This is a genomic window from Streptomyces xinghaiensis S187, from assembly GCF_000220705.2.
Taxonomy (GTDB): Bacteria; Actinomycetota; Actinomycetes; order Streptomycetales; family Streptomycetaceae; genus Streptomyces; species Streptomyces xinghaiensis.
The window spans coordinates 4,481,998-4,496,432 of sequence record NZ_CP023202.1 but is presented as its reverse complement, the minus strand read 5'-3'; the positions used below and the strand labels follow the sequence as shown (position 1 = coordinate 4,496,432).

The 14,435-nt window shown below is 71.5% G+C and carries 14 protein-coding genes and 1 other RNA gene; 3 read left to right on the top strand and 12 right to left on the bottom strand.

The window, feature by feature from the left end:
• Positions 1-25: 25 nt before the first annotated feature.
• From SXIN_RS19240 to SXIN_RS19225, 4 genes are read right to left on the bottom strand one after another with little or no spacing between them, the layout of a single operon-like run.
• Positions 26-385, bottom strand: a complete 360-nt coding sequence (locus SXIN_RS19240; RefSeq protein WP_019711616.1) for a hypothetical protein — start codon at positions 383-385, stop codon at positions 26-28.
• A complete protein-coding gene (locus SXIN_RS19235; RefSeq protein WP_019711617.1) occupies positions 382-1,245 on the bottom strand; it encodes a DODA-type extradiol aromatic ring-opening family dioxygenase in 864 nt (287 codons plus the stop codon). The genes SXIN_RS19240 and SXIN_RS19235 overlap by 4 nt, the downstream gene beginning before the upstream one ends.
• A gap of 27 nt (positions 1,246-1,272) precedes the next feature.
• Positions 1,273-2,100: a citryl-CoA lyase gene (locus tag SXIN_RS19230; RefSeq protein WP_019711618.1), complete on the bottom strand. Its 828-nt coding sequence runs from the start codon at positions 2,098-2,100 to the stop codon at positions 1,273-1,275.
• Positions 2,097-3,293 (bottom strand): CaiB/BaiF CoA transferase family protein, encoded by a 1,197-nt coding sequence (locus tag SXIN_RS19225; protein WP_019711619.1) that lies wholly within the window; start codon positions 3,291-3,293, stop codon positions 2,097-2,099. Before SXIN_RS19225 ends, SXIN_RS19230 begins: the two co-directional genes overlap by 4 nt.
• A gap of 249 nt (positions 3,294-3,542) precedes the next feature.
• Between SXIN_RS19225 and SXIN_RS19220 the strand changes: the two genes are divergently transcribed.
• Positions 3,543-5,033, top strand: a complete 1,491-nt coding sequence (locus tag SXIN_RS19220; RefSeq protein ID WP_019711620.1) for an amidohydrolase family protein — start codon at positions 3,543-3,545, stop codon at positions 5,031-5,033.
• A 118-nt stretch (positions 5,034-5,151) separates the two neighbouring features.
• Complete coding sequence (locus SXIN_RS19215; protein WP_019711621.1) at positions 5,152-5,985, top strand: IclR family transcriptional regulator domain-containing protein; 834 nt, start codon at positions 5,152-5,154, stop codon at positions 5,983-5,985.
• 91 nt (positions 5,986-6,076) lie between these two features.
• Here SXIN_RS19215 and ssrA read toward each other — a convergent pair.
• From ssrA to ftsE, 5 genes are all read right to left on the bottom strand, one after another.
• Positions 6,077-6,455: a transfer-messenger RNA gene (gene ssrA / locus SXIN_RS19210) on the bottom strand.
• 221 nt (positions 6,456-6,676) lie between these two features.
• Positions 6,677-7,183: an SsrA-binding protein SmpB gene (smpB, locus tag SXIN_RS19200; RefSeq protein WP_019711622.1), complete on the bottom strand. Its 507-nt coding sequence runs from the start codon at positions 7,181-7,183 to the stop codon at positions 6,677-6,679.
• 18 nt (positions 7,184-7,201) lie between these two features.
• A complete protein-coding gene (locus SXIN_RS19195; RefSeq protein WP_039824228.1) occupies positions 7,202-8,386 on the bottom strand; it encodes a S41 family peptidase in 1,185 nt (394 codons plus the stop codon).
• 67 nt (positions 8,387-8,453) lie between these two features.
• The gene (ftsX, locus tag SXIN_RS19190; RefSeq protein ID WP_019711624.1) at positions 8,454-9,365 is read right to left on the bottom strand and encodes a permease-like cell division protein FtsX; all 912 of its coding nucleotides are present in this window, start codon (positions 9,363-9,365) and stop codon (positions 8,454-8,456) included.
• A gap of 42 nt (positions 9,366-9,407) precedes the next feature.
• Positions 9,408-10,097, bottom strand: a complete 690-nt coding sequence (gene ftsE, locus SXIN_RS19185) for a cell division ATP-binding protein FtsE (RefSeq protein ID WP_039824235.1) — start codon at positions 10,095-10,097, stop codon at positions 9,408-9,410.
• 306 nt (positions 10,098-10,403) lie between these two features.
• On the opposite strand from ftsE, the gene SXIN_RS19180 reads away from it, so the two are divergent.
• A complete protein-coding gene (locus SXIN_RS19180) occupies positions 10,404-10,595 on the top strand; it encodes a hypothetical protein (RefSeq protein ID WP_019711626.1) in 192 nt (63 codons plus the stop codon).
• A gap of 234 nt (positions 10,596-10,829) precedes the next feature.
• On the opposite strand, the gene SXIN_RS19175 is transcribed toward SXIN_RS19180, so the two are convergent.
• The 3 genes from SXIN_RS19175 to SXIN_RS19165 all read right to left on the bottom strand — a co-directional run bounded on the left by SXIN_RS19175 (position 10,830) and on the right by SXIN_RS19165 (position 14,432).
• Complete coding sequence (locus tag SXIN_RS19175) at positions 10,830-11,534, bottom strand: hypothetical protein (protein ID WP_039824231.1); 705 nt, start codon at positions 11,532-11,534, stop codon at positions 10,830-10,832.
• A 331-nt stretch (positions 11,535-11,865) separates the two neighbouring features.
• Positions 11,866-12,972 carry a peptide chain release factor 2 gene (gene prfB, locus SXIN_RS19170; RefSeq protein ID WP_019711628.1) on the bottom strand — a complete coding sequence of 369 codons (1,107 nt, stop codon included), beginning with the start codon at positions 12,970-12,972 and terminating at the stop codon, positions 11,866-11,868.
• Positions 12,973-13,037: 65 nt separating this feature from the next.
• Positions 13,038-14,432, bottom strand: coding sequence for a serine/threonine-protein kinase (locus tag SXIN_RS19165; RefSeq protein ID WP_095757269.1), 1,395 nt, complete (start codon positions 14,430-14,432; stop codon positions 13,038-13,040).
• Positions 14,433-14,435 lie beyond the last annotated feature (3 nt).

Here is a 14,435-nt window from a genome sequence, read left to right as displayed (position 1 = left end):
CCGCGCGCCGGCCCCGCCCACCGGATCAGGTGGCTATGTCCGGGTAGGGCAGGGAGATGTGCCGCATGGCCCGGCCATAGGCCTTCTGGTACTCCAGCGGCTCGTGGTCGCGCTCGAACATCGCGATGAAGAGGGTGAGGGTCAGAAAGGGGTGCGCGCCCATCTCGAAGAGGGCCACGTGATCGTGCTCGCGCAGCGCCCGGCGCTCCTCCTCGGTGAACGCCAGCCACGTGGTCCGCTCGTCCGGGACGCAGTTGAGCAGCTTGCCCGCCATCTCCCCCTCCCACCAGGTCACCAGCCCGGCGGGATCCTCGCGGTAGCGCTCCACCAGTTCGGGGTCGCGGTCGACGGTGTAGAGGAACTTGTCGAGCAGGTACTTGCTCATGCCGGGACTCCGTTCGGATACCAGGTGAAGTACGCCTCCATCGTGTGAAAGAGGTCGAGGGTGTCGACGTGATCGGCCTTGGCGCCCTCGCCGGCCACGCCCATCATCAGCATGAAGTCCATGAACCCGTGGGTGGCGTTGCCCGGATGGTGGAGACTGTCGAGGGTCACTTCCGACAGGCAGCCCTCGATGTCGCTGTTGGCGATCCACTCGACCGCCTTCCGGTCGAACTCCGGGTCCGGGCCGTGCTCGCCGAACTGGCGGGGGCCGCCCAGTTCCAGCGAGAGGTGGCCGGTGCCGATGATCGCCACCCGCTTGTCCTCGGGCCAGGACTCCACCAGCCGGCGCAGGGTGCGGCCCAGTTGCACGAAGCGTCTGGGCTGCGGCAGCGGTGGCGCGAAGATGTTGGTGTAGATCGGGACGATCGGCAGATCCGCCTGCGGGCGCAGGGTGATGATCGGGCAGGTGATGCTGTGGTCGATGCGCAGTTCGTTGCTGAACGCCAGGTCGAAGTCGGCGTCCAGGCCCTTGCGGAGAATGTGGGCGGCCAGCCGCTCCTCCCCGCGCAGCGTCATCCGCGGCAGCCCGAACTCCCGCTCCTCGTTGTGGAAGTTGGCGTCAAAGAACGGTGCCTTGCCCACCAGGAACTGCGGCATGTTGTCCAGCCACAACTGGTGGAAGTGGTCGCTGCCCACCATCACCAGGACATCGGGCCGTGCCCTGGTCAGGGTCTCCCGGAACGCCTCGATCTTGGCGACCCAGGCGTCGGCGAACGGCGGCCGGTCGTCGCCGGTGGCCGTACTGGCCCGGTAGTAGAAGGGGTGGTGGGTGGAGGCGATCACCGCGGCGACGGTGGCCATGGGCGTACTCCTCGGGGTCGGGGCGGCTCAGCGCGACGGGTCGGGGCCGGAATCGGCGGAGGGGGCGGTGTAGACCGCGTTGCGGTCGACGGTGAGGTAGGCGTCCATGCCGATGGGGCGGCGGCGTTCCTCGGCTATCTGCCCGAGCAGGCCGGCGGCCCTGGCCAGCAGGGCGAAGCCGCGCAGCAGCTCCACCGGCAGCCCCAGATCGGCCAGTGCCGCGCCGCACACCCCGGCGCCGTTCAGCGGAAGCCTGCGGCCGAGCACCTGCTCGTGGACCCGGCCGATGGCCTCGAAGAGCCGCAGGTGGGGCCCGCGCAGCCCCTCCTCCTCCGCGATGCCGATCAGCACCGGGGTCCGCGGGTCCCGCGTCTTGTGGACAGGGTGTCCCAGGCCGGGAACGTACTGCCCCGCTTCCCTGGTCCGGGTGACGGCGGCGAGGGCGAGGGCGTCCCAGCCGGCGTCGTCCCCGGGGAGCGGGCCCTCCTGCCGGTCGAGGACGTCGCGCAGATAGCCGCCGCAGTCCTCGGTGACGCCGAGGAACCGCGAGCCGCCGCCCAGCAGCCCGGCCGCGATCGCCCCCTGCAACGAGTCCGGGGCCGAGAGATAGGTCAGCCGGGCGGCGATCGCCGTGGGGGTGAACCCGTGGTCGGCGAGGGCGACCAGCACCGCTTCGAAGACCCGTGTCTCCGAGGGTGTGGGCCGGCGCAGCGCGACCAGCCAGAAGGCGAGTTCGCCAAAGCCCACCTTGCCCATGAGGTCGGCGGAGAGGTCCTCCCCCAGGAGCCGGATCTCATCGGCCGTGGAGGTACCGAGGGAGGTCGGGAAGGCGGGGACACCGTCGGTGCCGGTCATGCGGGGGACTCCTCGTCGGGGGCGGCCGCGCCGGCCGGTGCGGACAGCCAGCGGCGGATCTCGGCGCCGTGCTCGTCGAGGGACGGCGGCGGCAGCCGGTACTCGGGCGGTGTCCCGGAGAAGGTGATCGGGTTCCGTACGGAGGGGACGGCGTCCGGGCCCTCGCCGGCCGTCACGACCGGGTCGAGCCCGACCTCGCGCGCGAATTCCACACCGCCGGCGATGGTGTTGATCGGCCCGCAGGGGACACCGGCCGCGATGATGTCGCGGAACCACTCCATCCGGGTACGGGTGCGGAGCCGTTCCACCAGCAGGGGGCGGAGCTCCGCCCGGTTGGCCGTGCGGTCCTCGTTGCGGCCGAACCGCGGGTCGTCGGCGAGCTCCGGGACGCCGAGGACCTCGGCCAGCCGGCGGAACTGGCCGTTGTTCCCGGCCGTGACGATCAGGTCGCCGTCCGAGCAGGGCAGCGGTTCGTAGGGGAAGAGGCTGGGATGGCTGTTGCCCATCCGGTGCGGGACGACGCCCCCGGCGACATGGGCGCTGGTCTGGTTGACCAGCCCCGACAGGGCCGAGGACAGCAGATTGACCTCCACGTGCTGGCCGCGGCCGCTGTCACGGCGGGCGTGCAGGGCTGACAGCACACCGATGGTGGCGTGCAGCCCCGCCATCACGTCGAAGACGGAGATGCCCGCGCGGAACGGCGGGCCGTCCGGGTCACCGGTGAGGCTCATCAGGCCGGAGATGGCCTGGACGATCAGGTCGTAGCCGGGCAGGGCGGCGCCTTCCGGGCCGCTGCCGAAGCCGCTGATCGAGGCGTAGACGACGGCCGGGTTGCCGGCGGCGACCGTGTCGTAGTCCAGTCCGAAGCGGGCCAGGCCACCGGGCTTGAAGTTCTCGACGAACACATCGGCGCGCCGGGCGAGTTCGCGGGCCGCCGCGAGGTCACCGGGGTCCTTGAGGTCGAGCACGACGGAGCGCTTGTTGCGGTTGATCCCCAGGTAGTACGTCGAGACGCCGTTCCGGACCGGCGGCTGCCAGGACCGGGTGTCGTCGCCGCCGGGGGCCTCGACCTTGACCACCTCCGCGCCGAGGTCGGCCAGGAGCATCGTCGCGTAGGGGCCGGCGAGGATCCGGGAGAAGTCGGCCACCAGCAGCCCCGAGAGGGGGCCGCGGCGGGGCTCTGTACCGGGCACGGCTGTTCTCCGATCTTCGGCGTATGGCGCGTCCGATTCCGCTTGTCCGCTGCACGGACACTCGTCCGCTGGACTCCGGCCCAGTCTCGGCGCGGCCCCGTGGGGCTGTCAAGGGACTCACGCGAACGGGTAGCCCGCGGTGCCGGACTCTTGACAGGCCCCACGAGCCGTTCCACAGTGGCCGCACCAAGTACGCGACCGGCATACGGACAGTCGTCCGCCACCCCGGCCGACCCTGTGGAGGATGAGATGTCCCACCCCGAAGCCCAGGTGCCGGCGGCCGGCCGGCCGGTGGTGTTCCGCGGCGGAACCGTGCTGACCATGGACGACGCCCGCACCGTTCTGACCGGCGCGGACGTCCTGGTCGTGGACGATCGCGTCGCCGCGGTCGGCCGGGGCCTCGACGTCCCCGAGGGCTGCTGGGAGATCGACGCCCGCGGGGGCATCGTCATGCCGGGCATGATCGACACCCACCGGCACATGTGGCAGACCGCCATGCGCGGCTACGGCGCCGACTGGACGCTGACGCAGTACTTCGTCTGGTACTACCTGGAGCACGGCAGGGCCTTCCGACCGGAGGACGTGTACGCCGGCAACCTGCTCTCCGCCTGGGAAGCGCTGGAGGCGGGGGTCACCACCACGGTCGACTGGTCCCACGGCCTGCGGACCGTGGACCACGCGGAGGCCGCCGTCGACGCCCTCCGGGCGGTCCCCGGCCGGTTCGTCCTCGCCTACGGCAACATCCACGCGGCGCCGTGGGAGTGGACCGCCGACCCCGCCGTCCGGTCCTTCCTCGACCGGAGCCGCACCGGGAAGGGCGACCTCCTCGGCTTCCAGCTCGCCTTCGACGTCACGGGCGATCCCGCCTTCCCGGAGAAGGCCGCCTTCGAGGCCGCCCGCGAGCTCGGACTACCGGTCACCACCCACGCGGGGGTCTGGGGGGCCACCGACGACGCGGGCATCCGCCTGATGCACGAGAACGGCTTCATGACCCCGGAGACCGTCTACGTCCACGCGGCGACGCTCACCGCCGACTCCTACCACCGGATCGCCGCCACCGGCGGTTCCGTGTCCGTCTCCACCGAATCCGAGCAGAGCGCCGGCCAGGGCTACCCGCCCACCTGGCAGGTCCGCCGGCACGGCATTCCGGTGTCGTTGTCAATGGACACCAGCGTGTGGTGGAGCGGCGACCTCTTCACCGCGATGCGCACCACGCTCGGCGCCGACCGGTCGCGCGAGCATCTGGAGGCCCATACGCGCGGCGACACGGTGACCCATGTCCATCTGCGGGCCGAGCAGGTGGTCGACTGGGCGACCCGGGGCGGCGCCCGCGCCCTGGGCCGGGACGACCTGGGCCGGCTGGAACCGGGGGCGAAGGCCGACATCGTGCTGATCCGGAACGACGCCTCACCGGTCTCGTTCCCGCTGCTCAACCCCTACGGGCACGTGGTGTTCCAGGCGCAGCGCGGCGATGTGCACACCGTGCTGGTCGACGGCCGGGTGGTGAAGTACGCGCACCGGCTGGTCGGCGCCGATCTGCCGGCCGTGCGGCGCACCGCCGAGGCGACCGTGGAGCATCTGCGGTCGGCGCTGGGCGAGGAGGCGTGGGCCGCCGGCATGGACCCCGACCTGCCGGACGACGAGGTGCTGGACAACCCGTACCAGTACACCGCGTACAAGTCGGACTCCACGCACGGCGCCCGGGGCACCGTGTTCGGTGAGCCGTATTCCGGTGGCTGAGCGGCCCCGGCGGCCGCCACCGGATGCCCGTACCGTCCCGCCGAGGCCGTAGGCTCCCCCGGGACGGGCGGTCGCCCAGCCGGGCACCGCGGACCACACGATCACGGGAGGCAGGGAGATGGCTGGACGAGGGGCGGGGCCGGACTTCGTCGAGTCCCTGGCCCGCGGGCTGGACGTGCTGGCCGCCTTCGACACCGACCACCGCAGCATGTCCCTGACCGAGGTGGCCACCGCGGCCGGGCTCGCCCGGCCGACCGCCCGCCGGCTGCTGCTGACGCTGGAGGAGCTCGGCTTCGTCCGGTCCTCCGGCAGCGCCTTCCAGCTGACCCCCAAGGTGCTCACGCTGGGCATGGCCTATGTGGGAGCCCTCGGCCTCTGGGACATCGCGCGGCCGCACATGGAGTCGCTGGTCGCCCGCACCGGCGAGTCCTCGTCCATGGCCCAGCTGGACGGCTCGGACATCGTCTACGTGGCCCGGGTCTCCGTACCCAAGATCATCGCCCTGCGGGTGGAGATCGGCACCCGGTTCCCCGCCCTCCGGACCTCTCAGGGGAAGGTGCTGCTCGCCGCCCTCTCCCCCGCCGAGCTGGCGGCCGCGCTGGCCCTGCCCAGCCGCTCCGGCCTGCCGGGAGGGAACGACCGGAGCACGCCGGAGCGGCTGCACGAGGAGCTCACCGAGGTGCGCGCCCGCGGCTGGGCGCTGGCGGACGAGGAGCTGGCTCCGGGGGTCCGCTCCGTCGCCGTCCCCGTGCGGGACGGCACCGGGACCGTCCGGGCCGCCATGAACGTCACCGTGCACGCCGCCGAGACCTCGACCGAGAAGCTGCTGCGGGAGCATCTGCCGCTCCTGCTGCGCACCGCCGGGGACATCAGTGCCGAGTGGGCGCTGTGGCAGTCCCGGCCGCACCAGGAGCTGGACGCCCGGACGGAGACGGCCTCCGCGCCCGGCTGACACCGCGCGCACGGCGCGTGGCACCGGCCCGTACCGCGCCCGTACAACGCCGAAGGCCCCGCTGGATCAGCGGGGCCTTCGGCGCATGGGATGGTGGAGATGGCGGGAATCGAACCCGCGTCCAACGGTGCGGAAACAGGGCTTCTCCGAGCGCAGTTCGCTGCGATTTTCTCGGCCCCGGAGATCACGCGAACAAGTCTCCGACGGGCTCAGCCACTGTTTGATTTCCCACCGGCCCCCGTGGCCGGGGCCGGTGGTTTAGATCCCTAGCTGATGCCAGGTTCCGGGACGGGATCAAGCCCGGGCTGACACTCCGCAGAGTCGCTGTCTGTTAAATCAGGCAGCGAGGGCGAAGGAATCGCGCTTGGTGTTGGCGATTATTTTTTGCGACATATGGTTTACGAGATCATTGCCGCTTCCTCGGCTCGCTTCCCCTGCTTCGACATCCGCTGTCGAAACCGATCATCCCCATGTTGATTTGACAAGCACACCCGGTGCGGAACACCCGGGTGGCGCTGTGGTCCATCGTACGTCAACAACCGACGCGGGAGCCAGATCATTCCCGCCCGGCGCCGGGAGAGCGTGACCCGCGCCACCCGCGGCCGCCCCGGGCCCGCCGGCGTCCTCGCACCCCGGCCGTCACGCCCGCCGGAACCTCCGCCAGAACCTCCGCCGGAACCCCCGCCGGGTCTCAGGCCCGCTGGCGCCGCCGCACCGCCGAGATCGCCCGGTCCGCCTCGCGCCGGTCCTGCTTCTCGCGCAGCGTCTGCCGCTTGTCGTACTCCTTCTTGCCCTTGGCCAGCGCGATCTCGACCTTGGCCCGGCCCTCCTTGAAGTACAGCTGCAGCGGGACGATGGTGTGCCCGCTCTCCTGCGACTTGCGCTCCAGCTTGTCGATCTCCTCGCGGTGCAGCAGCAGCTTCCGCTTCCGCCGTGCCGCGTGGTTGGTCCAGGTGCCCTGGGTGTACTCGGGGATGTGCACGTTGTGCAGCCAGGCCTCCCCTCCGTCCAGCTGGACGAAGCCGTCCACCAGGGAGGCGCGGCCCTGCCGCAGGGACTTGACCTCGGTGCCGGTCAGCACCAGACCGCACTCGTAGGTGTCCAGGATGGTGTAGTCGTGCCGCGCCTTCTTGTTCTGCGCGACCAGTTTGCGGCCCGACTCCTTGGCCTTCTCTTTAGCCTTGTTGGTTTTTGCCATAGCGCGGCCATTCTCGCACTACGAGCCACCCGCGAGGCCAGTCAATACCGTCCGGGCCCGCTCCTCGGCGCCCTCCCGGGCCACCAGGTCGGGGGTGATCCCCTCGCCGTCCACGGACCGCCCGGAGGGGGTGCGGTAGTGGCCCACGGTCAGCTCGGCCACCGAGCCGTCCGGCAGCTCCTCGGGCATCTGCACGGAGCCCTTGCCGAAGGTCTCCGTCCCGACGACGACCGCCCGGCCCCGGTCCTGCAGCGCGCCGGCCAGCAGCTCGGCCGAGCTCATGGTGCCGCCGTCCACCAGGACGACCAGCGGCACCCCGCTGCCGGCGCCGCCCTCCTCCGCGTGCAGGGCCCGCTGCTCCCCGTGCACGTCGTAGGTGGCGACGAGGCCGCCGTCGAGGAAGGCGGAGGCCGCGGTCACCGCCTCGCCGACCAGTCCGCCGGGGTTGCCCCGCAGGTCGAGCAGCACACCCGCGCCGTCGCGGGCCTTCCGCACCGCGCGGACGACCTCCTCGCCGGATCCCTTGGTGAAGGAGCCGACCTCGATCAGGGTCGTGCCGTCCGCCGCGGTCCGGGCGGTGACGCTCTCCGCGGCCAGTCTGGTCCGGGTCAGGGTCTCCCGCCAGCGGCGTTCGCCGCGCTCCAGGTCCAGTTCGACGGAGGTGCCCTCCCCGGCGCCCCGGTCGTCGCCGCGGAGCAGGGCGACGACCTCGGTGACGGGCTGCCCGCCGGTCTTCTCGCCGTCGATGGCGCGGAGCCCGTCGCCGGGTCTGATGCCGGCGCGGTCGGCGGGGCTGCCGGGCAGGGCCCGCGCCACCTCGATCCGTCCCTCGGCGTCGTGCCGCACCCAGATGCCGACTCCGACGTACCAGCCGTCCAGGCTCTGCCGCAGGCCCTCGTACTCCCCGGCGCTGTAGACGGCCGACCAGCGGTCGCCGCTGCGGCTGACGACCTCCTCGGCGGCGTCGGTCCCGGACTCGCCCGCGGCCATGGCCGCGGCCGCCGCCTCGGCGACGGCGGCCTCGTCGGGCCCCTCACCGGCCGTGCCGGCGACCGAATCGGCCCGTACGGACACGTGCTCCCGGGTGTCGTCCTGCCAGATGCCGGAGACGCCGCCGGTGACGAGGACACTGCCGAGGACCAAGGTCAGGGCGGCCCCGCGGCGGAGGCGGCGGGGCGGGACGAACATCGACGAGCCCGACATGCCGGTGAGTCTAGGCGACGCCGAAGCGCCGTACGGGGAGTTGGCCGTACGGCGCCTTGGACGAACATCACACCTTGAGGTACTTGCGCAGAGCGAAGAAAGCGGCGATCGCGGGCATGAGAAGGCCGATCGCCAGCACCAGCGGCAGCTTGGCGAGCACCACGTCCCAGCCGATGAAGTTGATGAGGTCGATCCGCTCCGCCAGCCAGTTGTTGACGAGGAAGAACTTCCCGAACACCAGCAGCACGCAGGCGAAGACGGCGCCGATGAGGCCCGCGATGGCGGCCTCCATGATGAACGGCATCTGGATGTAGAAGCTCGACGCCCCGACCAGCCGCATGATGCCGGTCTCCCGGCGCCGGCTGAACGCCGAGACCCGCACCGTGTTGACGATCAGCATCAGCGCCACGATCAGCATCAGCGCCATCACGACGAGTGCCGCGATGTTCATGCCGTTCAGCAGATTGAAGAGGTTGTCGAGCACATCCCGTTGGTCCTCCACCGCCTGCACACCGGGACGGGCCGAGAAGGCGCTCTTGATGACCTGGTACTTCTCCGGGTCCTTCAGCTTGACCCGGTACGACTCCTGCATCTGGTCCGGGGTGAGCGAGGAGGCCAGCGGGGAGTCGCCGAACTGCTCCTTGTAGTGCTTGTACGCCTGGTCGCTCGACTCGTGGTGGACGGTGTCGACGACCGGCATCCTCTGCAGCTCGGCCTCGATCTCCTTCTTCTGGTCCGCCGTGACCGCGCCCTTGGCGCAGTTCGGGTCGCTCTCCGCGTCGTTCTTGTTGCAGAGGAAGATCGAGACGTTGACCTTGTCGTACCAGTAGCCCTTCATCGTGTCGACCTGGTCCCGCATGAGCAGGGAGGCGCCGAACAGGCCGAGCGAGAGGGCGACGGAGACGATGACGGCGAAGGTCATCGTGAGATTGCGACGGAGACCGACGCTGATCTCCGACAGGACGAACTGGGCGCGCATGATGTCCTTTCAGGGTGTGGCCCGCGGCTACGGTGTGGTCACTCAGTGCGCGTAGCCGTAGACACCGCGCGACTGGTCGCGCACCAGCCGGCCCTTCTCGAGCTCGATGACGCGCTTGCGCATCTGGTCGACGATCTGCTGGTCGTGGGTCGCCATCACCACGGTCGTACCGGTCCGGTTGATCCGGTCCAGCAGCTTCATGATGCCGACCGAGGTCTGCGGGTCGAGGTTGCCCGTCGGCTCGTCCGCGATCAGCAGCATCGGGCGGTTGACGAACGCCCGGGCGATGGCCACCCGCTGCTGCTCACCGCCGGAGAGCTCGCCCGGCATCCGGTCGTCCTTGCCGCCCAGCCCGACCAGGTCCAGCACCTCGGGGACCGTCTTGCGGATCTGCGCCCGCGGCTTGCCGATCACTTCGAGGGCGAAGGCGACGTTCTCCCCGACCGTCTTGTTGGGGAGCAGCCGGAAGTCCTGGAAGACGGTGCCCAACTGGCGCCGCATCTGCGGCACCTTCCAGTTGGAGAGCCGTGCCAGGTCCTTGCCCAGGACGTGCACCGAGCCATGGGTCGCCCGCTCCTCGCGGAGCAGCAGCCGCAGGAAGGTGGACTTGCCCGAGCCTGAGGAGCCCACGAGGAAGACGAACTCGCCCTTCTCGACCTCCAGCGAGACATCCCGCAGCGCGGGCCTCGTCTGCTTGGGGTAGGACTTGGATACGTTGTCGAATCGGATCACGGGTGCACCACGGTCGGCCTTGTAGAGAGGGGACGCGGAACGCCGTACAGCCCAGCTGCGGCGCCCGCCGGTGAGCGTGACCATACGCGAACCCGGCGGAGTCGTGCAGTCGTCGCCCTCCGATGAGCGCCGATTCACGGCACCATCGGGAATAAACCCGGCAATAGCGGCACGGCTTCGTCACCGGCGGTCTCCGGGCCCTTCCAAGTGCGCTTCCCGGTGCGCCGGATCGCCGGGAAGCTGGCACAGTGGTATGGGGAACGGAAGCGCTCCCCCGGGCGTTGGCCCCAGTGAGGAGGAGATCGCATGACATGCGACCGACTGGTGTGCGCCAACTGCGCGGGCCCGGTGAACGAGGGGCGCTGCGCCGTCTGCCGTGCCAGCAGAGAGCGGCTGCAGCACCAGAACGGCCTCTTCGCCGGCCTCTCCCCGGCCGCGCTGATCGCCCTGCTGGTCACGCTCGTGGCCGTGGCCCTGCTGGCGCACCAGACCGCGTAGGCGGCGGACGGGCGAAGCAGACGGCCGGACGGGCGGGTAACCGGACGACCCGGACTCCGGCCCGCGGCCGCGTTCCGGCCCGCTCCCGGTGGCTCTGCCCGCACGCACTCTGAACGGCCCCCACGCGCATGCCGAGGGCCCCGGAACGCCGGCTGCGTTCCGGGGCCCTCGGCCCGTTCTCAGACGCCCTGTGACGGGCGCGTGCCGTGCCCGGTGACGGTGTGGACCGCCCGGTCAGGCGGCGGCGCCGCCTCGGCCGGCCACGATCTGCGGCAGGAAGCGGAAGCCGATGCCACCGGCGATCATCGTCGCGGCACCGATCAGCAGGAACGCGGTCTCGGAGGCGCCGGTCTCGGCCAGCTCCTCCTTGACCTCGCCCTGCTCGACCGGCTGCGCGCCGATGTTGTTGGTGTCGGTGCCGGTGTCGATGCCGGTGTCGACGTTGCCGCCGGTGTCGGGGCCGGGGTTGTTGCCCCCGCCGGTGCCGTTGCCACCCCCGTTGCCGTTGCCGCCACCATTGCCACCGCCGTTCCCGTTACCCGGGTTGCTGGGCTCCGGTTCCGCCGGCGGGTCCGTCGGCAGATCGGTGGGCGGGTCGACCGGGTCTGTCGGCGGGTCCACAGGGTCCGTCGGAGGATCGACCGGGTCTGTCGGCGGGTCCACAGGATCCGTCGGAGGATCGACCGGGTCCGTCGGCGGGTCCACAGGATCCGTCGGAGGGGTGGTCGGGATCTCCGTGGGCTCATCGGACGGGGTGATGTCACCCTGGATGCCGACCTCGACGTTCCCCCCTTCCACGGACGCCTTGGTGCTGAGCCCGCCGATCTGAACGTCCACGCCGACGGCCTGTGCGGCGCCCGCGGCCGTCAGGGAGGCCCCGGCAGCGATCACCGCGCCGGCGGTTATGCGCGCAACGCGCAACCGCGTCTTCTTTGTCATCTAGCTGCTACCCCCAGTAGCTGATCTCGTCAGTGGAGCAGCCATGCATGGGCTGTTGGTCGTAGTGGGTAGGAGTGACACGGGAGTCTCGTTCCGCCCGCCCCCTTCGCGCCCGCGCCCAGACATGGGCATGCCGAGCGTCACCCTTCCCAAGATTCACAGCAGCGTCAAGCGCGTTGAGCGCGCTATGTCCGTTGCGTGACCACTTGCGCCGCGGGCACGCACAGGACTGTGACGAAAACGGCAACTGCCGCCCATGAGGCGGCAGTTGAGCATTCATATTCTTTCTCCGCACGGCCCCCGGAAACGGTCGCGGCGGCCGCCCGGCGGGCTACTTCTCGCGCTGCTTGCGCCAGCGGATGCCGGACTCCAGGAAGCCGTCGATGTCGCCGTCGAGGACGGCCTGCGGGTTGCCGACCTCGTACTCCGTGCGCAGGTCCTTGACCATCTGGTACGGGTGCAGCACGTAGGAGCGCATCTGGTTGCCCCAGGAGCCCGAACCCTCACCCTTGAGCGCGTCCATCTTGGCCTGCTCCTCCTGCCGGCGGCGTTCCAGCAGCTTCGCCTGGAGGACGTTCATGGCGCTGGCCTTGTTCTGGATCTGCGAGCGCTCGTTCTGGCAGGAGACGACGATCCCGGTCGGGATGTGGGTCAGCCGGACCGCGGAGTCGGTCGTGTTGACGCCCTGGCCACCGGGCCCGGAGGAACGGTAGACGTCGACGCGCAGGTCGGACTCGTCGATGTCGATGTGGTCGGTCTGCTCGACCACCGGGAGCACCTCGACCCCCGCGAAGGAGGTCTGCCGGCGGCCCTGGTTGTCGAACGGCGAGATGCGCACCAGGCGGTGCGTGCCCTGCTCGACCGAGAGGGTGCCGTAGGCGTACGGGGTCTGGACGGCGAAGGTCGTCGACTTGATCCCGGCCTCTTCGGCGTAGGACGTCTCGTAGACCTCGGTCTTGTAGCCGTGCCGCTCGGCCCAGCGCAGATACATCCGCTGCAACTGCTCGGCGAAGTCGGCGGCGTCCACGCCACCGGCCTCGGCGCGGATGTTGACCAGCGCCTCACGGGCGTCGTACTCGCCGGACAGGAGGGTGCGGACCTCCATCTCCTCGACGGCCTTGCGGACCGAGCGGAGTTCGCTCTCGGCCTCCTCGCGGGTGTCCGCGTCGTCCTCCGACTCGGCCAGCTCGAAGAGGACGGAGAGGTCGTCGATCCGGCCGCGGAGTTCCTCGGCCCGGCGGAGCTGGCCCTGCAGATAGGACAGCTTGCTGGTGACCTTCTGCGCGTTCTCGACGTCGTCCCAGAGGTCCTGCGCCGCCGCCTGCTCCTCCAGCTCGGCGATATCGGCCCTCATCCGGTCGAGGTCCAGGACGGCCTCGATCGACTCCATGGTCGAGGAGAGGGACTTCAGCTCTTCGGATACATCGACGACTGCCACGCCCCCAGCCTAACGGCTTCCGGCCGGAGACCACGCAGAGGCGGGCAGGGGGTGCCCGCGGCGGCTCAGGGGGCTCCGGTGGCCGGGGCCGCCCCGGCGGGTACGGCGGGCCCGCCGGGGGCCGGGGCCCGGGGCGCCGAGTGCTCCGTACCCCCGCCCCCGGCGGGCCGGGGGCCGTCGCCGGTGACGGCGCCGTCGGCCGAGGCCGCCAGCCAGCCGCCGAGCCCGGCCACCGCCACCAGGCCCGCCACGACCACACCGAGCCGGATCCGGCGCCGGCGCAGGGCCTCCGCCCGGCGGCGGGCCGAACCGGGCCGGGGCTCGCCCGGCCTGCGGGGCACCCGCGCGGTGCCGTGCGCCCCGCCCGCGAGTTCGTCCTCGGTGGGGACGCGCATGCTGGTGTGGGTGTCCCGTCCGGAGTCGGGCGCGGAGCCGTAGACCAGGGGCACGGCGCCGCGGCGGGGCTGCTCGGGGATTGAGCGGAAGGGCTCGCCCCCCTCCTCCCCGGGGTCGTCACCGGCGCGTTCACCGTCCGGCTCGTCCACGTCGAGCGGCGGGAGCCCGGCCAGGCCGGGCAGGAGCTCCCGGAGCCGGCCCGCGAGCTCGGCCGCGCGCAGCCGGGAGGCGGGCGACTTGGCCAGGCACTGGACGAGCAGCTGCCACAGCTCGTCGGGGATGCCGGGCAGCGGGGCCACCGTCTCGGTCACGTGGCGCCGCAGCACGGCCCCGGGGTGGCCGCCGCCGAACGGGGTGAAACCGGCCAGCAGTTCGTACAGGACGGTCGCCAGGGCGTAGATGTCGACGGACGCGCGGGGCGGCAGGCCCTCGACGATCTCCGGGGCGAGGTAGTCGGGGGTGCCGATGATGTTCCGCGCCGCGCCGGCCTGCCCGGCGCGGGGTCCCTGGGCGGTGCGGGGGCCCGGTGCGGCTCCGGCGCCGGAGCGCAGGGCGCGGGTGCGGGCCGGGGAGTCGACGAGCCGGGCGACGCCGAAGTCGGTCAGCAGCGCCGGGTGGGCACCGCCCGGGCCGAGCGGGCCCTCCATGTCGAGCAGGATGTTCTCCGGCTTGACGTCGCGGTGCGCGATGCCCGCGGCGTGCGCGGCGGCGAGGGCGTCGGCCACGTCGGCGGCGATGGCGACGGCGGCCTCCGGGGCCAGCCGGCGCTCCCGTTCGAGGCGGGTGCGCAGATCGGTGCCGCGCACCAGGTCCATGACGAGGGCCAGGTCGTTGCCGTCGACGACGAGGTCGCGGACGCCGACGATCCGGGGGTGGTCGAGACCGAGGAGCGCGGTGCGCTCCTGGACGAAGCGTTCGACGAGGTCCTCGTCCGAGGCGAGGTCCTCGCGCAGGAGTTTGACGGCGACCGGGCCCTCGGGCCCCTCGCCCAGCCACACCGTCCCGGCGGACCCCCGCCCGAGGATCTGGTGGACGGTGTACCGGCTACCGATCTTGCGTGCCAAGAC